The organism is Minwuia sp., from assembly GCF_048263705.1.
Classification (GTDB): Bacteria; Pseudomonadota; Alphaproteobacteria; order Minwuiales; family Minwuiaceae; genus Minwuia.
The window spans coordinates 70,981-92,344 of sequence record NZ_JBLXDV010000004.1; the positions used below are offsets into that span (position 1 = coordinate 70,981).

General features: G+C 67.2%; 21 protein-coding genes. 3 read left to right on the forward strand and 18 right to left on the reverse strand.

The window, feature by feature from the left end:
- The first annotated feature begins 33 nt into the window (after window positions 1-33).
- Window positions 34-1,710: a gamma-glutamyltransferase gene (ggt, locus tag ACN0X7_RS07455; protein ID WP_417515711.1), complete on the forward strand. Its 1,677-nt coding sequence runs from the start codon at window positions 34-36 to the stop codon at window positions 1,708-1,710.
- A gap of 4 nt (window positions 1,711-1,714) precedes the next feature.
- On the opposite strand, the gene ACN0X7_RS07460 is transcribed toward ggt, so the two are convergent.
- The 9 genes from ACN0X7_RS07460 to ACN0X7_RS07500 form a co-directional block, all read right to left on the reverse strand.
- The gene (locus ACN0X7_RS07460) at window positions 1,715-2,149 is read right to left on the reverse strand and encodes a VOC family protein (RefSeq protein WP_417515713.1); all 435 of its coding nucleotides are present in this window, start codon (window positions 2,147-2,149) and stop codon (window positions 1,715-1,717) included.
- 1 nt (window position 2,150) lies between these two features.
- Complete coding sequence (locus tag ACN0X7_RS07465) at window positions 2,151-3,407, reverse strand: class I SAM-dependent methyltransferase (protein WP_417515715.1); 1,257 nt, start codon at window positions 3,405-3,407, stop codon at window positions 2,151-2,153.
- A gap of 116 nt (window positions 3,408-3,523) precedes the next feature.
- Complete coding sequence (gene rplI, locus ACN0X7_RS07470) at window positions 3,524-4,201, reverse strand: 50S ribosomal protein L9 (RefSeq protein WP_417515717.1); 678 nt, start codon at window positions 4,199-4,201, stop codon at window positions 3,524-3,526.
- Window positions 4,202-4,214: 13 nt separating this feature from the next.
- The gene (locus tag ACN0X7_RS07475; RefSeq protein ID WP_417515718.1) at window positions 4,215-5,144 is read right to left on the reverse strand and encodes a DUF2232 domain-containing protein; all 930 of its coding nucleotides are present in this window, start codon (window positions 5,142-5,144) and stop codon (window positions 4,215-4,217) included.
- Window positions 5,145-5,170: 26 nt separating this feature from the next.
- Entirely contained in the window at window positions 5,171-5,446 is a 276-nt protein-coding gene (gene rpsR, locus ACN0X7_RS07480; RefSeq protein ID WP_417515720.1) for a 30S ribosomal protein S18, read from the reverse strand.
- Complete coding sequence (gene rpsF / locus ACN0X7_RS07485; protein WP_417515722.1) at window positions 5,443-5,943, reverse strand: 30S ribosomal protein S6; 501 nt, start codon at window positions 5,941-5,943, stop codon at window positions 5,443-5,445. Before rpsF ends, rpsR begins: the two co-directional genes overlap by 4 nt.
- Before the next feature lie 178 nt (window positions 5,944-6,121).
- Complete coding sequence (locus ACN0X7_RS07490; RefSeq protein WP_417515724.1) at window positions 6,122-7,603, reverse strand: sensor histidine kinase; 1,482 nt, start codon at window positions 7,601-7,603, stop codon at window positions 6,122-6,124.
- Window positions 7,604-7,699: 96 nt separating this feature from the next.
- Window positions 7,700-8,671 carry a protein-methionine-sulfoxide reductase catalytic subunit MsrP gene (gene msrP, locus ACN0X7_RS07495; protein ID WP_417515726.1) on the reverse strand — a complete coding sequence of 324 codons (972 nt, stop codon included), beginning with the start codon at window positions 8,669-8,671 and terminating at the stop codon, window positions 7,700-7,702.
- 69 nt (window positions 8,672-8,740) lie between these two features.
- Window positions 8,741-10,168 (reverse strand): sensor histidine kinase, encoded by a 1,428-nt coding sequence (locus ACN0X7_RS07500; protein WP_417515728.1) that lies wholly within the window; start codon window positions 10,166-10,168, stop codon window positions 8,741-8,743.
- 116 nt (window positions 10,169-10,284) lie between these two features.
- Here ACN0X7_RS07500 and parA point away from each other — a divergent pair, with 116 nt between their 5' ends.
- Together parA and ACN0X7_RS07510 are read left to right on the forward strand one after the other, a co-directional pair.
- Entirely contained in the window at window positions 10,285-10,917 is a 633-nt protein-coding gene (gene parA, locus ACN0X7_RS07505) for a ParA family partition ATPase (RefSeq protein ID WP_417515730.1), read from the forward strand.
- A complete protein-coding gene (locus tag ACN0X7_RS07510) occupies window positions 10,910-12,112 on the forward strand; it encodes a CaiB/BaiF CoA transferase family protein (protein ID WP_417515732.1) in 1,203 nt (400 codons plus the stop codon). Before parA ends, ACN0X7_RS07510 begins: the two co-directional genes overlap by 8 nt.
- 666 nt (window positions 12,113-12,778) lie before the next feature.
- On the opposite strand, the gene ACN0X7_RS07515 is transcribed toward ACN0X7_RS07510, so the two are convergent.
- The 9 genes from ACN0X7_RS07515 to ACN0X7_RS07555 all read right to left on the reverse strand — a co-directional run bounded on the left by ACN0X7_RS07515 (window position 12,779) and on the right by ACN0X7_RS07555 (window position 21,323).
- Entirely contained in the window at window positions 12,779-13,699 is a 921-nt protein-coding gene (locus ACN0X7_RS07515) for an SDR family NAD(P)-dependent oxidoreductase (protein WP_417515734.1), read from the reverse strand.
- Window positions 13,700-13,748: 49 nt separating this feature from the next.
- A complete protein-coding gene (locus ACN0X7_RS07520) occupies window positions 13,749-14,351 on the reverse strand; it encodes a cysteine hydrolase family protein (protein ID WP_417515736.1) in 603 nt (200 codons plus the stop codon).
- Window positions 14,352-14,381: 30 nt separating this feature from the next.
- Window positions 14,382-15,245 (reverse strand): phosphodiesterase, encoded by an 864-nt coding sequence (locus tag ACN0X7_RS07525; protein ID WP_417515738.1) that lies wholly within the window; start codon window positions 15,243-15,245, stop codon window positions 14,382-14,384.
- 33 nt (window positions 15,246-15,278) lie between these two features.
- Window positions 15,279-16,169: a ParB/RepB/Spo0J family partition protein gene (locus ACN0X7_RS07530; RefSeq protein ID WP_417515740.1), complete on the reverse strand. Its 891-nt coding sequence runs from the start codon at window positions 16,167-16,169 to the stop codon at window positions 15,279-15,281.
- 3 nt (window positions 16,170-16,172) lie between these two features.
- Window positions 16,173-16,991, reverse strand: a complete 819-nt coding sequence (locus tag ACN0X7_RS07535) for a ParA family protein (protein WP_417515742.1) — start codon at window positions 16,989-16,991, stop codon at window positions 16,173-16,175.
- Window positions 16,969-17,604, reverse strand: a complete 636-nt coding sequence (rsmG, locus tag ACN0X7_RS07540; RefSeq protein ID WP_417515744.1) for a 16S rRNA (guanine(527)-N(7))-methyltransferase RsmG — start codon at window positions 17,602-17,604, stop codon at window positions 16,969-16,971. The genes ACN0X7_RS07535 and rsmG overlap by 23 nt, the downstream gene beginning before the upstream one ends.
- A 1-nt stretch (window position 17,605) precedes the next feature.
- On the reverse strand, window positions 17,606-19,492 hold the full coding sequence (gene mnmG, locus ACN0X7_RS07545) for a tRNA uridine-5-carboxymethylaminomethyl(34) synthesis enzyme MnmG (protein WP_417515746.1): 1,887 nt from the start codon (window positions 19,490-19,492) through the stop codon (window positions 17,606-17,608).
- A 202-nt stretch (window positions 19,493-19,694) separates the two neighbouring features.
- Complete coding sequence (gene mnmE / locus ACN0X7_RS07550; RefSeq protein WP_417515748.1) at window positions 19,695-21,056, reverse strand: tRNA uridine-5-carboxymethylaminomethyl(34) synthesis GTPase MnmE; 1,362 nt, start codon at window positions 21,054-21,056, stop codon at window positions 19,695-19,697.
- 6 nt (window positions 21,057-21,062) lie between these two features.
- Complete coding sequence (locus ACN0X7_RS07555; RefSeq protein ID WP_417515750.1) at window positions 21,063-21,323, reverse strand: DUF6489 family protein; 261 nt, start codon at window positions 21,321-21,323, stop codon at window positions 21,063-21,065.
- Between the last annotated feature and the right edge of the window lie 41 nt (window positions 21,324-21,364).

Genomic DNA, 21,364 nt, shown 5'->3' on the forward strand with positions numbered 1-21,364 from the left:
GGATCTGAGTATCGAACCGCCCGGGAGTCCGTCATGCGCATCGTCCTTGCCCTGAGCCTGTTCCTGCTGGCGCTGCCGTCGCTGGCCGCCGAGCGTCCGCCGATGGTCGCCGCCGCGCATCCGCTGGCCGCCGAAGCGGGCATGAAGGTGCTGCGCCAGGGCGGGTCGGCGGTCGATGCCGCCATCGCCGTGCAGGCGGTGCTGACCCTGGTCGAGCCGCAGTCGTCGGGCATCGGGGGCGGTGCGTTCATGCTGCACCGGCGGGCGTCGGACGGCGCGATCAGCGCCTGGGACGGGCGGGAGACCGCGCCCGCCGCGGCGACGCCGGCGCTGTTCCTGAAACCGGACGGGTCGCGCATGCCGTTCTTCGAGGCGGTGGTCGGCGGGCGGGCCGTCGGCGCGCCGGGCGTGCTGGCAATGCTGGAACTGGCGCACGGAAAGCACGGCAGGCTGGCCTGGCGCGATCTGTTCGCGGATGCGATCCGCCTGTCGCGCGACGGCTTTGCGGTGACGCCCCGGCTGAACTTCCTGCTGCACCGCGACCGCTATCTGAAGGCCTCGCCGACGGCGGCACCCTATTTCTACGACAGCGACGGCACGGCCTGGCCGGTCGGCCATGTGCTGAAGAACCCGGCGCTGGCCGAGACGCTGGGCATGATCGCCGCAGAGGGCGCGACGGCCATGACCGAAGGGCCGATCGCTGCGGATATCGTGAAGGCGGTGCAGACCCACCCGGACAATCCGGGTCTGCTGACCATGGCGGACCTGGCGGCCTACCGGGCCAAGGAACGGACACCGGTGTGCACGCCCTACCGCAACCACACCATCTGCGGGATGCCGCCGCCGACATCGGGCGGTGTGACGGTCGCGCAGATCATGGGACAGCTCTATCACTTCCCCATGGCCACGCTGGCCCCCTCGTCGCGGCGGGCGGTGCATCTGATCTCGGAAGCCCAGAAGCGCGCCTACGCCGACCGGGGTCTCTATCTGGCCGACGGCGATTTCGTGGATGTGCCGGTGAAGGCGCTGCTGGAGCCGGCTTATCTGAAAGCGCGTGCCGAGGGGATCGATCCCGCGCGGGCCTCCGGCACTGCCGAACCGGGAGTGGTCCGCAAGAAGGCGCAGTTCGCGCCCGGTGCCGATCTGGCCCAGCCCGCGACCACGCATTTCGCCATCGCCGACGCGGACGGCAATGTCGTCTCGATGACCTCGTCGGTCGAGAACGCCTTCGGGTCGCGCATCTTCGTGCGGGGCTTCATGCTGAACAACCAGCTGACCGATTTCTCGTTCGCGCCCGCCGATGCGGACGGCGATGCCGTGGCCAACCGCGTGGCGCCGGGCAAGCGGCCCCGCAGTTCCATGTCGCCGACCATCGTGCTGAATGCGGACGGCAGCTTCCGGCTGGCCATCGGCTCGCCGGGCGGCAGCCGCATCATCGGCTATGTGGCGAAGACGCTGGTCGGCGTGCTGGACTGGAACCTGCCGGTGCAGGCGGCCATCGACCTGCCGCATCACGTCAACCGTAACGGCCCGATCGATCTGGAACAGGACACGCCCCTCGCCGGCCGGCAGGCCGCGCTGGAGACGATGGGGCACGAGGTCCGGGTCCGGGTCCTGAACAGCGGGCTGCACGGCATCGAACGGGTCGGCGGCGTCTGGCGCGGCGGCGCGGACCCCCGGCGCGAAGGCGTGGTGCTGTCGGAGGAGTGACGTTCTACAGGTCCAGCGGTGCGACCTTCGCCACGGCGGACGGGTCCGTCTTCCAGGCGTCCGAGGTATCGACGTAGAGTTCGACCACATTGCCGTCCGGGTCGCTGACATAGAGCGACTGGGAGACGCCGTGATCGACGGGACGCTGGGGGATGCCGGCGCTGTCCATTTCGCGTTTCACCGCGCGCAGGTCGTCCAGGCTGTCACCCACCTTGAAGGCGATGTGCGCCAGCCCGGGAGAGAGGCCGGGTGCGGCGGGCGCATCGTCCCCCACCGCGGCGATGGCGAAATCATGATGGTTGCCCAGCGTGAAGAAGGTCATGCCGCGCTCGGCCCAGCGGGTCGCGACCGGCATGCCGAGCAGGCCGTGATAGAAGGCTTCGGCGCGGGCGAGGTTGCGGACCTTCAGGACCACATGGCCCAGCGCCTGGACGCGCACCCTATTCGCCCGCCGCGATCATGCCGGGGTGTCTGTCCTGTGCCGGTGCGCGGCTGCGTTCCCAGTCGAACATGTAATCCCTCGTGGTCGGCACCGCGTTGATGTCCTTGGCGATCTGCATCTGGAAGACGGTCAGATAGGACTCGCGGAAGTTGGCCTCGCAGGCTTGCAGGTAGAATTCCCACATCCGGCAGAAGCGTTCGTCGTAGAGGTTATCACGGATGTGATCGCGATGCTGCTGAAAGCGCGCGTTCCAGGCCTTCAGCGTCTCGGCGTAGTGGATGCGCAGGCTCTCGAAATCGGTCAGCCACAGGCCCAGGCGTTCCAGATGCGGCGCGATCTCGCTGAACGAGGGCAGATATCCGCCGGGGAAGATGTACTTGCGGATCCAGGCGGCGACCGGGCCGGGCACGTCCGCCGAGCCGATGGTATGGATCATGGCCACGCCGTCCGGGGTCAGCAGGTCCCGCACCTTCGCGAAATACTCGCCGTAGTGCAGATTGCCGACGTGTTCGAACATGCCGACCGAGACGATACGGTCGTATGTGCCGTCTTCGAGCCGGTAATCCAGCAGCTTGAACGTGACCCGGTCGGCAAGGCCGGCCTCGGCGGCGCGGCGGGTGGCGACGGCGTGCTGTTCGACGCTGAGGGTCAGGCCGGTGACCTGCACGTCCTCCTGCTGCGCCAGATAGAGCGCCAGTCCGCCCCAGCCGCAGCCGATGTCCAGCACCTTCTGGCCCGGCTGCAGCAGCAGCTTCGCGGCGATATGGCGTTTCTTCTGTTCCTGGGCCTGTTCCAGCGTGTCCGACGGATCGCGGTAGTAGGCGCAGGAATACTGCCGGTCCTCGTCCAGGAACAGGTCGAACAGCTCATCGGACAGGTCGTAGTGATGGGCGACGTTCTGCTGTGCCTTGCCGACCGGATTGTGGTGCGCGGCGATCGTCGCCAGCCGCGACAGGGCGATCGCCGGGCGGGTCCGCTCCCGGTTGAAATAGGCGAGGTTCTGGACGGCGAGTTCCAGGAACTGATAGAGCGTGTGGCCGTCGGGGATGGTCAGCCGCCCGTCCATGTAGGCCTCGCCCACCTTCAGGCGCGGATTGCGCGCGATTTCTGCCGCAACCGTGGCGTCATTCAACTGGATGACGGCCTTCGGACCGGCCATGTCGCCAACGAATTCGTGCCGCTGACCCTTGTGGTCGATGACCGTCAGGTGCCCCCGTTTGATCAGCCGGCGCATGAGCGTGCGCAGAAGGATCATGCCGAGCCTCCACTCAACCTTCCCTTATCCCGGCCCCAAAATTAACCTTTGGGGGGCCGGGCCGCAAGATTGAGTCGATGGCCGGCGGGCAGGAACGGCGCGGAAGGGCGGCTGCCTCAGGTGCCGGTGGTGTCCTTGCGGGCGTCCTCGTCGTCCGCGCCGGTGTCCTCCTCGGCGTCGTCATCGCCTTCGGTGGCGCGTTCGATGGCCTGCAGCAGGTCGTCGGCACCCGACGGACCCTTCTCCAGCATTTCCTCGACTTCCTCGATGTCGATGACTTCCTCTTCGTAGTCATCGTCGTCGTCGCGGTTGAGGACATTCTCGCCCCGCAGCTGCGCGGCGGCTTCGTCTTCCGAGCGGGCGACATTGACGCCGACCTCGATGATGACTTCGGGGTGCAGCCGGATGGCGACCTCATGCACGCCGATGGTCTTGATCGGACGGTTCAGCTGCACCTGGCGGCGCTCGATGCTGAAGCCCTCGCCCGACACGGCCTCGGTGATGTCGCGGGTGTTGACCGAACCGTAGAGCTGCCCGGAGTCCGACGACTGGCGGATCACCGTCACGGTCAGCTTCTCCATGCGGCTGGCGATGTCCTCGGCTTCCTTGCGAAGCTCCAGGTTGCGGGCCTCCAGCTGCGAACGGCGGGATTCGAACTCCTTCAGCGTCGCGTCGGTGGCGCGCTGCGCCTTGCCCTGCGGCAGCAGGAAGTTGCGGGCATAGCCGTTCTTGACGGACACGATGTCGCCCATCTGGCCCAGTTTCTCGATACGCTCCAGCAAAATAACTTGCATGGTCGTTTCTCCTTCAGGTTCCGGTGCTGCCGGACGGTCGGCGACGCAGGCTGAAAAACGCGTCGGCGATGCCAAGCAGCAGCAATGTCATGATCAGGACCGGACCGAGCAGCAACAGCAAGGCCAGTCCAAAGATGTAAAGTCCCGCCATCAGCGGGACGCCGCCCGCGGCGCGGGCATAGAGATGGGCCACGATCAGGCCCTGGAGTGCGAACAGCATGCCCAGCATGAAGGCCAGGATCATCGCCACCTGCCCGGCCACACCGGTCAGGAACAGCGGTGCCAGGGTCAGCACCGCCAGCCCCAGCGCCAGAACCGACGGCAGGCGCATGTCGGTGAAGACCAGGCGCGGGCGCACGGCCCGGCCCGTCCGTTCGGCGATGCGCTGGGCGACCGAACCGTTCAGCAGCAGCGACAGCACCGCCGATGTCGCGATGAAGGCCGGGACGGCCCGCACCGCGAAGTCACGGACGCGGTCCCTGACCTCGGCCGGGATCTCGCTTTCCCCGGCGACGATGGCCAGCGCCGTGTCCACGATCCCGTCCAGGATCTGGGCATCGATCACCGCCATGGCGCCAAGGCCGATCACGACCCCGACTCCGCCCAGCCAGAGCGCCAGACGCGTCACCGGATACCAGACGAGATCGCCGTCCTGATCCGGCTGTGCCAGCAGGGCCTGCCGCACCAGAACCGACGCCGGAAGGACGACGGTCGCGGTGAACAGGGCTGCGGGCAGCGTCCCGCCAATGCCAAGCGTGATCGCGGCTGCCAGCAGGCCGGCACCCAGCGAAAACAGCCAGCCCTGCATCAGGCCGGCGATGAAGATCGGCATTGGTGCGATCATGCTGAGCATGAATCCCCCGCTGTTCCCCGACAAGGGCGCCAGATTGCACAAGGCCGCCACCAGACCGCAGGCCGCGGCGATGAGAAGCTGGGTTGACATGCCGGCGCCCGCCGGTCCGACTGCACTCAGTCCTGGACGTAAGGCAGCAGCGCCAGGAAACGTGCCCGCTTGATGGCGCGGGCCAGTTCACGCTGCTTCTTCGCCGACACGGCCGTGATCCGGCTGGGCACGATCTTGCCCCGCTCGGACAGGTAGCGCTGCATCAGCTTGACGTCCTTGTAATCGATCTTCGGCGCGTTCTCACCCGAGAAGGGGCAGGTCTTGCGACGGCGGAAGAACGGACGGCGGCCACCCTTGACGGCGGCACGGACGACACCCTTGTGCTCGGTTCCAATGCTCATGACCTGTCTCCTTCGCGTGCGCTGTCGCCATCACGGGCCGGACGATCGCCATCACCACGGGGCGGGCGATCGCCATCGCGCGCCGGACGATCGCCGTCACGGCCGCCGGGGCGTCCGCCATCGCGGCCACCGGGGCGTCCGCCCTGCCGGCCACGACCGCTGTCACGGCCACCGCCGCGCGACTGCATCTGGATCGAGGGACCTTCCTCATGCTCCTCGACGCGGATCGACATGTAGCGCAGCACATCGTCGTGCAGGCGCATCACGCGTTCCATTTCCTGCAGCGCGGCTGCCGGGGCGTCGATGTTGTAGAGAACGTAATGGCCCTTGCGGTTCTTCTTGATCTTGTAGGCCAGGTTGCGAAGACCCCAGTATTCGGTCTTCTTGATCTCGCCGCCATTCTCGGTCAGCAGGGTGGCGACCTGTTCGTTGATCTGGTCCACCTGCTGGGTCGAGATGTCCGGCCGCGCGATCAGCACGGTTTCATAGCTTGTCATCGATTTCCTTACCATTTCATGGCGCCCGCCCGGAGAATCGGTCAACTCCCGGGGCTCGGACGCCCGGCACCACTTCATGCGGAACCGGACGGGACGCCAAGGCGCGGCATACTACGCAAAAAGCGCTTCAGGACAAGTGCTGAATCCGGCGGCTCTCCGGGCCGTCCCGGACGGGGTTTCAGGCGATGACCGCGAGGTCCGGCGAGTCCGCTTCGCCGGCCACGTGTCCGGCCTGAAACCGGACGCGCGCATCGGTGCCGCCGCCGTCCCTGGCGATCAGCCGGAAGTCGGCCCCGTGCAGGCCGGACAGCGTGCGCACCAGGGCCAGACCCAGGCCCCAGCCCTCGCGCGGTTTGGACGGATCGATCTCGGCCTGCTGGAACGGCTGCATCAGGCGTTTCAGGTCGTCCGGGGCGATGCCCGGACCGCGATCGCGCACCGACAGGCACGCGCCGCCATCCGCCATCCGTTCGCAGACGATATCGACCGTCGTGCCGGGGCGGGAGAACTTCAAAGCGTTGGTCACCAGATTGACCATGATCTGCCGCAGCGCCCGGTCGTCGGCCCAGACCGACGTCAGGGCCGGATCGACGGTAACGTGGATCGACTGGCCCCGGGCGTCGGCGCGGTGGCGGTTCATGCGGACGATATCGGCGATCAGGGCGTCGATCCCGACCCATTCGCGATGCAGTTCCGTCTTGCCGGCCTCGATCTTCGACAGATCCAGCAGGTCGTCGATCAGGCTGAGCAGATGCGTGCCGCTGCGATGGATGTCGCCGGCGTACTGCACGTACCGCGGGTTGTCGACCGGCCCCAGCATCTGGCGCTGGATCATCTCGGAAAAGCCGATGATCGCGTTCAGGGGGGTGCGCAGTTCGTGGCTGGTGTTGGCCAGCATGGCGGATTTGGCCTGATTGGCGGCTTCGGCGGCTGCGCGGGCCTGTTCGGCCTCGCTGCGGGCCAGCTTCAGTTCCCGAACATCCTGCTGCGCCCGCCGCAGGGCGATGAATTCGCTGCGCCGGAAGCGGTTCAGCTGCCGGGCCGCCAGAAACCCGACGGCGTTGCCCACCACGGTCCAGACGATGATGCCGATCTGGTGGCTGCGCTCGATCTCGAAGCGGAACAGCACCAGCGCGATGAAGAACAGGCTGAAGGTGATGATGACCGGCACCAGCGCGATCAGACGGCCGGGATAGAGCACATAGCAGGCGATGATGATCATCAGCCCCTGGATGATCATCAGAAGCCCCGTCGTCGGCGACAGCCACATGGCCAGCGCGTTGACGCCGAACAGGACGGCCCCGTAGGCGAGTGCGGACCGGTCGAGGGTCCGGTAACCGGCCCGCGTGTAGACCGCCCAGAGTGCCCAGAGCGAGATCAGGAACTGGACCGCGCGGCCCGCCGCCACCACGAAGAAGGCGTCGGTCAGGCCCCAGGACTGGTAGACCGCGAACAGGAACGGAAAGACGGCGACCAGCACGAACCAGGCGACGATCCTGTATTGCGCCAGCGTGGCGTCGTAGCGCCACAGCCGGTATTCATGCTCGGTGGACGGGTCCAGGAATTCGCCGCTCAGCCGGGATGTCTGGCCGTCGGCGCGGCTCAGGCCGGTCGGCACACTGCCGAGAGAAGGGGCGGATGACCGCGTGCCTGAAGCCATGCGTCGCTGCTGAACCCGAAAAGGATGGAACCGTCAGGCGATACCTTCGCACGACATGTCTTAACGCACGGTCAACGATGCGGCGCCGCCTGCGTCCTACATGTAGGTGACGCGCTTGTCTTCCATCCCCTTGTAGAGGTCCGCCACGAACGCGCCGTAGCCGTTGTAGATCTGTGTGGGGACCCGGTTGCCCACGCCCAGCACCTCTTCCGTGGCCTGGCTCCAGCGGGGATGATCGACCTCGGGGTTCACGTTCGCCCAGAACCCGTATTCCTTGGGCAGAATGGTTTCCCAGAAGCTGACCGGCCGTTCGTCGGTGAAGGTGATCTTCACGATCGACTTGATCGACTTGAACCCGTACTTCCACGGCAGGGCCAGCCGCAGCGGCGCGCCCATCTGCTTCGGCAGCGGCTTGCCATAGGCGCCGGTGACCAGGAACGGCAGTTCGTTCATCGCCTCGCCCATGGTCACGCCTTCGATATAGGGCCACGGATACCAGCCCTGACGCTGGCCCGGCGCGATATCCTTGTCCAGGAAGGTCTCGAAGCGGAGGTATTTCGCCCCGGACTGCGGCGACGCCATCTCGACCAGTTTCGACAGCGGGAAACCGGTCCATGGCGCGACCATCGACCAGGCCTCGACGCAGCGGTGGCGGTAGATCCGTTCCTCGACGCCGGCGGTCCGGATCAGATCGTCCACATCCCAGACCTTCGGATTGTCGACCATGCCGTCGATCGTGACCGTCCAGGGCCGGACCACCAGTTCCTGCGCATTGTCATAGATGCGCTTGTGCGAGCCGAACTCGTAGAAATTGTTGTAGGTCAGATTGATCTTCTCGGGCGTGATCGCGCGTTCGACCTGATAGGTGCCGTTGCGTGCTGCAGGATACAGATCCGCGGTCGGAATCGCCGGATCCGCGGCCTGCGCCGGCAGGATCATCCGCGAGGCGGCAAGGCCCGCGGCACCGAAACCGGCGGCCTTCAGGAAGCGACGCCGGTTCAGGAACACGGACTCCGGGGTGACCTCGCTCTCGGGAATTTCCCAGCCGCGTCGTTTTCTGATCAGCATCTGACTTCTCCGTTCGGTGATGGTCCGGAATCTGGCGTGCCGCGCCCGCCTCCGCCAATCAAAGGAACGTTACGCGCTGACCCGGACCGGTTCGGGATCGTCCAGGGCGACCGGCGCGGGCACCGGCCTGCGCACCAGCGTGGCGGGAATCAGCAGGCAGGCGCGCGTGCCCTCGCCCTTGGTGCTTTCGATGCGGAACCGGCAGCCCATGGCATCGGCCAGCGCCTTGACCAGCGGCAGCCCCAGGCCCCAGCCCGCGGTCTGGCGCGCGGTACTGGCGTCGGCCTGTTCGAACGGCTGCAGGACCCGTGACAGTGCGTCGGCGGACATGCCCGCGCCGTTGTCCACGACGTCGATCTTCAGGGCCCCGTCGCGCCGCCGCGCGATGTCCAGCCGTATGGTCGATCCGGCGCCGCTGTACTTGATGGCATTGGTCAGCAGGTTGATCATCACCTGATGCAGCGCGCGGGCATCGGCGCGGATCTCGACATCCGGCACGTCGGGCGGCACGACGATGGTCTGCCCGTCCGCGCGGGTCTCTGCGCCGGCCATGGTGAGCCATTCCCGGCAGGCCTGACGCAGGGACAGCCAGTCCGGCTGCAGATCGGCCTTGCCCGCCTCGATCCGGTTGAGATCCAGCAGGTCGTTGATCAGGCCGAGCAGGTGGGTGCCGCTCCAGCGGATGTCGCCGATGTATTCCTTGTAGCGGGGATGGCCCAGCGGCCCGAGCATCTGGCGGTCCAGCATGTCGGAGAAGCCGATGATCGCGTTCAGCGGCGTGCGCAGTTCATGGCTGACATTGGCCAGGAACATCGACTTCGTCCGGCTGGCCTGTTCCGCCCGCTGCTGCGCCGCGACCAGCGCCGCGTTCGAGGCCTGCAGTTCCATGGCGCGGGCGTGTTCGGCGCGCCGCATCCGGGCCAGCCAGGATCCGACGATGAAACCGATGGCATAGGTGGACCCGACGATCACCGACAGGCTGATCGCCGTGTCGGTCGAGATCTGTGCGAAGGCCCAGATTCCGACGGCCGCGCCCGTCGCCCCGGTGACGTTCATGATGATCCGGTACCGGCCGGGCAGCGGCAGCAGCGTGTTGGCGGCCATGATGAAGAAGATCAGCCGCGACGAGACGACGATGAAATCGGCCCGATGGATGTACATCAGCAGGATGGTCTCCAGCGTCACATACATGGCGTAGGCGAACACCATCCCGTCGATCAGACGATGGCTTTTGCGCCGGCGGAAGGCGTGCAGCCACAGGAGCGGCGTGAGAGCCAGCACGGATCGCGCGGCGGTGAACAGTTCGACATGTTCGAAATGCTGCGCCTTCAGGTAATCCGCGAAGATGAAGGGCCATGAGAGGGCCAGGATGATGATGGCCAGCAGCCGGATCTGCCGGAAGAAGACGTCATATGTGGCCAGCCGGAAACCGTGTTCCGTCCACCGGCTGATGAAGTCACCGGTCCAGACCGACTGTCTGGTATCTGTTGCGGACATGGATGTCGGCATGTTCTGAGCTGGCAGGCCTGGTTTATGATAGAGGTTGCGGCAGGAGTATCCCGACGCCTGTTTAAGAATGTGTTGAGATGCCGAATCACCCGGAAGGAGCCCCCATGGCCGGAACCATCATCGCCGTCGCCCAGCAGAAGGGCGGCGCGGGCAAGACGACGCTGGCGATCCATCTGGGCGTCGCGCTGGCCGGGATGGGCCGGCGGGTGGCGCTGATCGATATCGACCCGCAGCAGTCGCTGACCGCCTGGCATGCCATCCGCGAAAGCCGCACCGACGATCCGGTGAAGATCGAGCAGCGTCAGGTGTCCGGCTGGCGGACGGGCGCGGAAGTGAACCGTCTGCGCCGGGATTTCGATTTCGTGCTGATCGACAGCCCGCCGCACGGCGAGACGGACACCAAGGCCGCGATCCGGGCCGCCGACCGGGTGCTGATGCCGATCCAGCCCGGCCCGATGGATTACTGGGCGGCCAAACAGACCGTCACGACCGCCGAGCGCGAGCGACGGGATTTCCTGCTGGTGCTGAACCGGGTGCCCGCCCGCGGCAGGCTGGCCGACACCATCCGCGGGATGATGCGCGCCGATGGCCTGAAGGCCGCGAAGGCGACCCTGGGCAACCGGCAGCACTTCGCCTCCGCCATCCTGGAAGGCCGGGGCGTCACCGAGGCTGCGCCGCGCAGTGCGGCCGCCGCCGAAATCAACGCTCTGGCCAAGGAGATCGCAAAGCATGCCTGACCCCCGTCCCGCTTCGTCCACCCCGTCCCGTCCGCGCCCCATGGCGGGGCTGAACGTGCTGGATTTCACGGCCTTTGTCGCCGGCCCCTATGCCAGCCGCCTGATGGCGGACATGGGCGCGAACGTGATTAAGGTGGAGCCGCCCGAGGGCGAGACCCTGCGCGGCACGCCGCCCGTGTCCAACGGCATGAGCGGCTTCTTCGCGGCGCTGAACCTGGGGAAGCGCAGCATCACGCTGAACCTGAAGACCGAGCGCGGGATCGCGCTGGCGCGGGAGCTGGCGGCGAAATGCGACGTGATCTTCGAGAATTTCCGCCCCGGCGTGATGAAGCGTCTCGGGCTGGACTACGAGACCCTGTCGAAGGACCGGCCCGGGCTGATCTACTGTTCGATCTCGGGTTATGGCCAGACCGGACCCGACGCCGGACGCCCGGCCTTCGCGCCGATCATCAATGCCGCCAGCGGCTACACCCTGGCCGAGTTCCGCTATCAGCGGGCCACCGACAAGCCGGAGCGGTCGCGGACCATCGCCGCCGACGTGCTGGGCGCGAACCACGCGCTGATCGCGATCATGACGGCATTGTACCGGCGCGAGCGCACCGGCGAGGGCGACTATATCGATGTCGAACTGCTGGCGGGGCTGATGAACATGATCCCGTTCGAGATCCAGGAAGCCCAGTTCCCGGTCGAGAAGCTGAACATCCCGATCTTCGATCCGATCCGGGCGACGGACGGCTATTTCGTCGTCGCGCCGGTGACCCAGAAGAACTTCCACGCGCTGGCCGAGGCCTGCGGCAAGCCCGAGTGGATGGAGGATCCGCGCTTCGCCACCGGTCCCGCGCGCATGGCGCACTGGGGCGAACTGTTCGGGGCGGTCGAGGAATGGGCGCAGGACAAGACCGCGCAGGACGCCGCCCGTGCCTGCGAAGCCGCGGGCTGTCCCGCCCGGCGCTATCTGACGCCCGCGCAGGCCCTGCAGAACCCGCACATGCTGGAGCGCGGCTCGATCGTCGAGGTCACCGACCAGATGGGCCCGCACAAGGTGGTCAACACGCCGTTCCGCTTCACCAATGCCGAGGCGGGCGTCACCACCGGCGCCCCGACCCTGGGTGCGGGCACCCACGAGGTGCTGGCGGACCTGCTGGGCTACGACCCCGGCCAGATCGCCGCCCTGAAGGAAGACGGCGTGATCTGAGGCGGTGCCCTGCAGGTGCCGGGATCCAGCCTGCCCCCGCCCTGTGCGGGGATCCCGGAACGGGGAAGGGTGTGTGGATGCGGTCGTGTGAAACCATCACGCGCAGCGGGACGGGAACATTCCGGCATTCGATTGAAACGGCCAAACGCAAAGGGTGTCACCCCCGCCTCCGTGCGGGGGCAACGAACGACCCGGCGAACACTGCGCGTGTCGGTTGGTCAGGAGGACCCCCGGATAAACCGGGGGTGACAGTCCGGGAGCCGCACCCCGATGCGGGGCTGCCCAGTGCGGCGTCTCCACCTGAGAGAACCGTGACAGGTTTCACCTTCGTCTGGGTTCCGGGATCGAGTCCCGGAACGCGGGAGAGTGTATGATGACCTCTCCACAAACCAACACGCGCAGCGGGACTTGATCCCGCTGCCCAGAGCAGCGTCCGCATCGGCCCAAACCGCGACTGGTTTCACCGCCTGCTGGGTTCCGGGATCGGGCCTGTCCCCGGCCTGAGCGGGGATCCCGGAACAGGAGAGGAGTGTGTGGCAGCGTTCATGTCAAACCACCACGCGCAGCGCCTGCATCGGCTCAGGCAGCGCCAGTTCTGTGATGCCCGAGCCGCCCCCTCGGCCAGCCGATCCATCCCCGAGGGGGCGGTTTCCCCTGCAGCTTCGCCTACACCGGGTCGTACGGAAACACCTGCGTGTTGTTTTCCAGGCCGGTCATCGCGGGCTTGAACACCGGCAGGGCGTGTTCCAGCACGCTGTCCACCGACCAGCCTTCCAGCCGGGTCATGTTGCGGATCGGGCGCGGGTGGTTCCACAGGAAGATCTCGTTGCCGCGCACCGAGATGATCTGGCCGTTCACGTCGCGGGCCTCGTCGGCCAGCAGAGCCACGGTCGGCGGCGCGATCTGGTCGGGGCGCATCTTCTTCTGGATCATCTCCATGCGGTGGCGGGTCGCCTCGTCCTTGATCGGGATGGTGCCGATCATCCGCGTCCAGGCCGATGGCGAGATCACGTTGCAGCGCACGTTCTTGCGGTCGTTCTCCTGCGCAACGATGTGCGACAGGCCGACGATGCCCATCTTGGCCGCGCCATAGTTCGACTGGCCGACATTGCCGATCAGACCCGAGGTCGAGGAGAACAGCACGATCGAGCCGTCCTCCTGGTCGCGGAAGTGGTTGATCGCCGCGCGGCAGATGTTGAACGAGCCCTTCAGGTGCACGTTGATCACCGCATCCCAGTCTTCCTCCGACATCTTGTGTAGCATCGTATCGCGCAGGATGCCGGCGGGGCTGATGATGCCGTGCAGGCCGCCCAGTTCGTCCAGCGCCTGTTCGACCATGGCCTTGCAGTCGGACAGTTCGGTGACGCTGCCACCGTTGGCCGCCGCCTCCCCGCCCGCGTCGCGGATCTCGCGCGCGACCTGCTCGGCGACCGAGACATCGCCGCCATCGTCGTCGCCCTGGATCGAGCCGCCGAGATCGTTGACCACGACCTTCGCGCCCTCGCGCGCCGCCAGCAGCGCGCACTCACGCCCGATGCCCCGGCCCGCCCCGGTGACGATGACCACCTTGCCGTCCAGCTTGCCCATCTGATGTTCTCCCCGATCGATATGAATGATGCGGCGCAGAATAAGGGCTTCAGCCGAACGATGCGATCAGTTCGTCCACATTCCTGACCTGCGCGATCGGGCGCATCGCGGCGAGCGCGTTCTGGTGCTGCTCATGGGTGGCGGTCGAGCAGGCATCCGCCGCCACGGTGACCCGATAGCCGATGTCGGTGGCCTGACGCACCGTGCCTTCAACCGTGTAAGCCGTTGATACGCCGCAGCAAATCAGATTTCGCGCACCCAGGCTGAACAGCGCTTCCTCCAGCGTGGAATTGTGGAAGCCGCTGTTGCGCGTGTGGGTGACGGTGATCTCGTCGCCCTCCGGCCCCAGCCCGTCGATGAACTCGACGCCCCAGGTGCCTTCGCGCCACGCACCCAGCTTCACCCACTCCTCGATCAGCGGCGTGTTCACCACGACTCCCCGGAAGTCGGGATCGACGGCGAGCCGGACATGCACGATGGGAATGCCGGCGCGGCGTGCGCCCGCAAAAAGCCGCCGCGCATTGTCGAGCCGCTCCGCGCGCCAGGCGCTGTCCGCACCGATGCCCACCTTGATCTTGCCGTCGGGATGGCAGTTCTCGTTCTGATAGTGGTTGGCGACGATGACGGTCGCGCCGGGCCGTGTGTCGGACATGGGGGCCTCCGGAGTGATGGGTTCGGGCGGTCAGTCTGCGGGATTGCCGAACGCGCGGCGCATGTCGCCGCCCGCATTGATCAGCGCCTCGATCTTCGCCAGATCGAACTGTGCCGGATCGAGCGCGACGTCATTGTGCAGGAAGGCATTGCCATGCACCACGACCTGTTCCGCATCGATCAGTATGACCGAAGTATAGCCGGGCGTCAGGAACCGCGGCAGGTGCACGCCACGCGGGATCAGGGGCAGCCCGTTGTTGTAATGGGTCGCGCCCAGCGTGGCGAAGGGCATGCCGTGCCAGACACCGGTCGACATACGATGGGTATGGCCCGCGAAGATGTGCCGGACATTGTCGTGTCCTGTCAGGGTTTCCGCGAGTTCGGCATGGTTGGTCAGGCGCAGGGCATCGATCGGGCCGCCCGTCCGGTAGGGCGGATGGTGAAGGAACAGGAAAGCGTCGCTGCCGGCGGCCTCGGCCAGGCGCGCATCCAGCCAGTCGAGCCTGTCGCGGCACAGCCGGCCATCCACATGGTATGGCTGGTGCGTGTCGCAGAAGATGAAATGCCCGGCCTCGGTAACCGCGACCGACTGCACGAAACCGTTGGCATCGACGGGGGTGTCGGGAAACATCCGGCGGAAGTTTGCGCGGTTGTCATGGTTGCCGATCATCAGGTGGACCGGAATCGGAAAGCCGTCGATCCGTTCGATGAAATGCCGGTAGGCGTCGATCTCGCCGTGATCGGCCAGGTCGCCCAGGATCACGCAGAACGCGGCGTCGGCATGGTTTGCGGCCAGATCGTCGAGCGCCATCGTCAGCCGCTCGCCCGTATCCAGGCCGCGCGAGGTCTGTCCGCGCGGGACGATGTGCGTGTCGGTGATGGCGACGATCTTCATGGGCGGGCTCCCGGTGGGCGGGCCGACAGGCTGTCAGGTCCCGCGCGTCAGGCGGCGGCAGATCTCGTCGAGCTGTTCCAGCGAGCGGTAGCGGATGCGGACCTGCCCGCCCTTGCCGCCCTTGTGCTGCACATCGACCTGCAGGCCCAGCGCGTCGCGCAGGCTCTGTTCCAGCGCCTCGGTGTCGGCATCCTTCGGCTTCTTCGGGGCGGCGGGCCGTGCCGCCTTCTCGACGCCACGGCGGATCGCCTCGACCTCGCGCACGTTCAGCCCCTCGTCGACGATACGCTTCGCCAGGCCGACCGGGTCGTCGTCGTTCAGCACCGTGCGCGCGGCGCTGGCGCTCAGCCGTCCGCCGCGCACCATTTCCGCGACCTCGTCGGGCAGCGCCAGCAGGCGCACCGTGTTGGCGATGTGGCTGCGGCTCTTGCCCACGGCCTGGGCGATTTCCATCTGCGAATGGCCGAACTCGTCCGCCAGCCTGCGATAGCCCTCGGCCTCCTCCAGGGGGTTCAGGTCCTGACGCTGGATGTTCTCGATCAGCGCGATCTGCAGCGCGTCGTCGTCGCTCATGTCGCGGATGACGACCGGCACCTCGTGCAGCTGCACCGTCTGGGCCGCGCGCCAGCGGCGTTCCCCGGCGATGATCTCGAAGGTCTCGGGCACGTCCGGGTCGCGGCGCACCAGAATGGGCTGGATGATGCCCTGCTGGCGCACCGATTCGATCAGCGCGCGCATCTCCTCGTCATCGAAGCGATGCCGGGGCTGATAGCGGCCGGGCCGCAGCTTCTCCAGCGGCAGGGTCCGGTTGGCGCGCGAGCGCTGCAGGGTTTCGCCGTCGGTCTGCGCCGATTCGCCCAGCAGGGCGGACAGGCCGCGGCCAAGACCGCGGGACGGGCGCGGCGGTTCGTTCGTGTCCGACATCGGTCAGGCCGCCATCGCGCGGCGGCGTTCGCGGCGCAGCAGTTCGCCCGCCAGCCGGATGTAGGCCTGGCTGCCCGCGCAGCGGTAATCATAGAGCAGCGCCGGGCTGCCGTGGGACGGCGCTTCGGAAACGCGCACGTTGCGCGGGATCACGGTCTCATAGACCTTCGAGCCCATGTGGCTGCGCACATCGTCGGCCACCTGTTCCGACAGCCGGTTCCGCCGGTCGAACATGGTCAGCACGATGCCCTGGATCTCCAGATCCGGGTTCAGCGACACGCGGACCCGCTCGATCGTCTTCAGCAGTTGCGACAGGCCTTCCAGCGCGAAGAACTCGCACTGCAGCGGCACCAGCACGGCGTCGGCAGCGGCCATCGCATTGACCGTCACCAGGTTCAGCGAGGGCGGGCAGTCGATCAGCACATAGTCATACTTTGCCGGTAGGGCGAGCAGGGCCTTCTTCAGCCGCATCTGCGGTGTCGGTAGTTCTATCAGTTCCAGCTCGGATCCGCTCAGTTCGACCGAGGAAGGCATGATGTCGAGGCGAGGAATCTTCGTGGCCACAATGGCCTCTTCGCCTTTCACCGTGCCCACCAGCACATGATAGGTGTTCCGGTCACGCTGGTTGAGGTCGATGCCGAGGCCGGTCGAGGCGTTGCCCTGCGGGTCGAGGTCGACGATCAGCACGGAGCGGCCGACGGCGGCCAGCGCGGTGCCGAGGTTGATGGCGGTCGTGGTCTTGCCCACCCCGCCCTTCTGGTTCACGACCGCCAGGGTACGGGCATGGCCGGACGGTCGGTCAGTCTGCGGCATCTGTGTCATGGCGCCTGAGTGCTCCGATGGAAAGAACGGATCCGCGGCTGTCGCGACCGAGGTCGCTGCGGCTCGGATGCTGTGAGACGTCAAATTTCCAATATTTCGTGGCGTCCGTCAACTCACTCTCTACATCTTGGCCCTTCAGAAACAGGTAACGCGTGTCCGGTCCGTTGAATCTGTATGCCATCTCAAGCAGTTTCGGCAGCGGAGCCAGCGCGCGGGCGCTGACGAAGCGGGCCGCGGCGGGCGGCACATCATTGATGCGGCGCGCCAGGACGGTCACGGGCACCGCCATCTTCCGCGCGGTCTCCCTCAGAAACACGCATTTGCGCTGGTCCGATTCGATCAGGGTTATCGGCGCGGCACCGCAGGCGGCCAGCACCAGCCCGGGGAACCCGCCGCCGCTGCCGAGGTCGATCCACGGACCGTCGGCGCGGCCCGCCACCGCCAGCACCTGCCAGCTGTCCAGAAAGTGCCGCTGCCAGACGGCGTCCAGCGTGCGCGGCGCCACCAGATTGATGGCCCGGTTCCAGCGGGCGAGCTCGGCGGCGTAGATGTCCAGCCGTTCGAGTGTTTCACGTGAAACACCCGTCGCGGCGGCGAACTGCGCCCGGTCCATCTCAGGCGGTGACGCGTTTCGACGGCCTGCGGAGCGCCGCGAGGACGAGCGAGAGCGCGGCGGGCGTGACACCCGGGATCCGGGCCGCCTGCCCCAGCGTCGCCGGCCGCGCCGCCGTCAGCTTCTCGCGCATCTCGTTGGACAGGCCGGCGATGGCGGCATAGTCCAGATCGGCGGGCAGGTTGATCGCATCCTCTTTCCGGAACGAGACGATATCGGCCTGCTGCCGGTCTAGGTAACCGGCATAAACCGCATCGATCTCGATCTGCTCCACGATAGACGGGGCGATGTCGCCCAGATCGGGCCAGATGCGGCGCAGGTCCTCGAAACCGATGGACGGATAGCGAAGCAGTTCGACCGCACTGCGCCGGACCCCGTCGGCGTTCACCTTCAGGCCGTGCCGCTGCGCCTCGGTCGGCGTCAGCGTGCGGCCGTTCATCAGCGCCCGCGCCCGGTCGAGCTGCACCATTCGGTCCCGGAAGAAAGCCGCCCGCCGCGATCCGACGACACCGGCGTCGATGCCGGTTGCGGTCAACCGCTGGTCCGCATTGTCGGCCCGCAGGGTCAGCCGGTATTCGGCGCGGGAGGTGAACATGCGATAGGGCTCGATCGTGCCGCGCGTGATCAGGTCGTCGATCATCACGCCGATATAGGCGTCCGCGCGTCCCAGGATCAGCGGGGTCTGCCCCGCCGTGGCGCGGGCGGCGTTGAGCCCGGCCATCAGGCCCTGCGCGGCGGCCTCCTCGTATCCCGTCGTGCCGTTGATCTGTCCGGCGAGATAGAGGCCGGGGATTCGCCGCGTCTCCAGCGATCGTTCCAGCTCGCGCGGATCCACATAGTCATATTCGATGGCATAGCCGGGCCGGACGATCTCGGCCCTTTCCAGGCCGGGCATCAGGGCCACGATCTGGCGCTGCACCTCTTCGGGCAGGGAGGTCGAGATCCCGTTCGGATAGACCAGATCGCTGTCCAGTCCCTCCGGTTCCAGAAACACCTGGTGCCGCGCGCGGTCGGCGAAGCGCACCACCTTGTCCTCGATCGACGGGCAATAGCGCGGGCCGACCGAATCGATCTGGCCGGAATACATGGGCGAGCGGTGGATGTTCGCACGGATGATGTCGTGGGCCGCCGGTGTCGTCTCACTGATGCCGCAGGCGATCTGCGGTGTCGTGATTCTCTCTGTCAGCCATGAGAAGGCGATCGGCGGATCATCGCCGGGCTGCATCTCAAGGCTGCCCCAATCGATGGTACGCCCGTCCAGACGCGGCGGCGTGCCCGTCTTCAGGCGGCCGAGCGCAAATCCGGCACGTTCCAGCGTCAGCGCCAGGCCGACCGAGGGTGCCTCGTCGATGCGACCAGCGGGCCAGTTCTTCTCGCCGAGATGGATCAGGCCGCGCAGGAACGTCCCGGTGGTCAGCACGACCCGCGCGCAGCGAATCTCCTCGCCCCGGTCCGTCCGCACGCCCACGACATGGGGCGCATCGGCGTCGCTCAGGATCAGGTCGTCGGCCCCGGCCTCGTGCAGCGACAGGTTCTCCTGTCCGGCCAGGGCGGCCTGCATGGCCTCGCGATAGAGCCTGCGGTCGCTCTGGGCGCGGGGCCCGCGCACCGCCGGCCCCTTCGAGCGGTTGAGCAGCCGGAACTGGATGCCGGCGGCGTCGGCCACCCGCGCCATCACACCATCCAGCGCGTCGATCTCCCGCACCAGATGGCCCTTGCCCACCCCGCCGATGGCCGGATTGCAGGACATCTCGCCGATGGTTCCGAGCTTGTGCGTCAGCAGCAGCGTGCGCGCGCCGAACCGTGCCGCGGCCGCCGCCGCCTCGCAGCCCGCATGGCCGCCGCCGATGACCACGACGTCCCAGGTGATGTCGGTAACCTTGTCCATCGCGGTGCATATACGCGCTGGCGGGCCCGGGCTCAAGGAAACTGTGGGATTGGGGGGGTGAACTGCTGGGCCGTTCTTTAGATTTCAAGCGCGCCGTCGCTTGTTCAGGGCAAGTCTTGCCTCGCCGTGTCGCCGTCCGGCCAGCCGGGCCATCTCCGGACGGGCGATTTCCGAGTGTTTCACGTGAAACATCGCGCGCGAGTCACTTGCCGATGCAGAAATCCCGGAAGATCACGTCCAGCAGATCCTCGACATCGACCGTCCCGGTGATCCGGCCCAGCGCGCGCATGGCGAGGCGCAGATCCTCGGCCAGCAGTTCACGCGGCAGCGCCGGATCGAAACTCCCCGCGCGTTCCAGATGCGTCAGACAGTCGGAAAGCCCCTGGCGGTGACGCAGCCGGGTGGGCAGAACGCGCCCTCCGGCATCGGTCAGTGCGGCGGCACGCGCCGTCAGCCCCTCGATCAGCCCGGAAAGGCCCACCCCGGTCTGGGCGGAGAGAATGACATCGAATTCTGTTTCATTCCGGGACGGTAGGTCTGAAACCGGCGCGTCGGCCTTACTGCCCACCGATATGACTTCCGGACCTACATCGGGTCCGTCCCCGGTCTGCGGTGGTCGGTATGGCTGCGGCCCGTCCGGAGCAGTGACCGGCGTCAGCGCAAGGACCAGATCCGCCGATCGCGCCCGGTCGAGGGCCCGGCGCACCCCTTCCCGTTCGACGGTGTCATCGCTTTCGCGCAGCCCGGCCGTGTCGATCAGCACCACGGGATAGCCGCCGAGGTCGAGATGCACTTCCAGCACATCGCGGGTGGTGCCCGGCACGTCGGAGACGATAGCCACGTCGCGTTCGGCCAGCGCATTCATCAGGGTCGACTTGCCGGCGTTCGGCGGTCCGACGATGGCGACCGTCAGCCCGTCCCGCAGCCGTTCGCCGCGCCGGGCGTCCTGCAGGTGGGCCGCGATGTCCGCCGTCAGCTCGCGCACGCCCTCGATCAGCGCGGCGAAGACATCATCGGGCAGATCCTCGTCGGGAAAATCCAGCCAGGCCTCGATATGGGCGAGATGATGGATCAGCCGCGCGCGCCAGCCGTCATAGAGGCGGGCGAGCGCGCCATCGGCCTGAGCCAGCGCGGCCCGGCGCTGGGCGCTGGTCTCGGCGGCCACCAGATCAGCCACCCCTTCCGCCGCGGTGAGATCCATGCGGCCGTTGACGAAGGCGCGGCGGCTGAACTCGCCCGGTTCGGCCAGCCGCGCGTCCGGAAAGCGGTTCAGCACGGCGAACAGATCGTCCAGCACGGCCCGCCCGCCATGCACCTGAAACTCGACGCAATCCTCGCCGGTGAAGCTGTTCGGCCCGGGAAAGCGCAGCACCAGCCCCCGGTCGACCGGTTCGCGGGTCTCCGGATCGCGCAGGGTGCGCAGGCTGGCCGCGCGCGGCGCGGGCAAGGCCCCGGTCAGGGCTTCGCAGATCGCGTCGCTGGACGGGCCGGACAGACGGATGACGGCCACCCCCGCCGGGCCCGGTGCGCTCGACAGGGCATAGATCGTGTCACCGCCGGACATGGCCGGTCAGTCTTTCGCGGCAGGCCCGGTCTTGCTGGCCGCGCCCGACATGGCGGCCCACATGGCCTTCTGCATCTGCTCCATGCCCTGCATGCCCAGGGGCAGCCACTTGCCGATCAGGGCCTCGGGTTCCAGGTCCTTCAGGCCCTGCTGCATCCGTTCCTCGATCTCGGCCATCAGCCGCGCCTGCATGGGCTGCACGTCGGGCAGGCCGAAGAAGGTCCGCGCCTCTTCGGGGCTGCAATCAATGTTGATGGTGACTTTCATCTGCACTGTCCTATGGTCGGGCCGACGTCAGGATGTCCTGT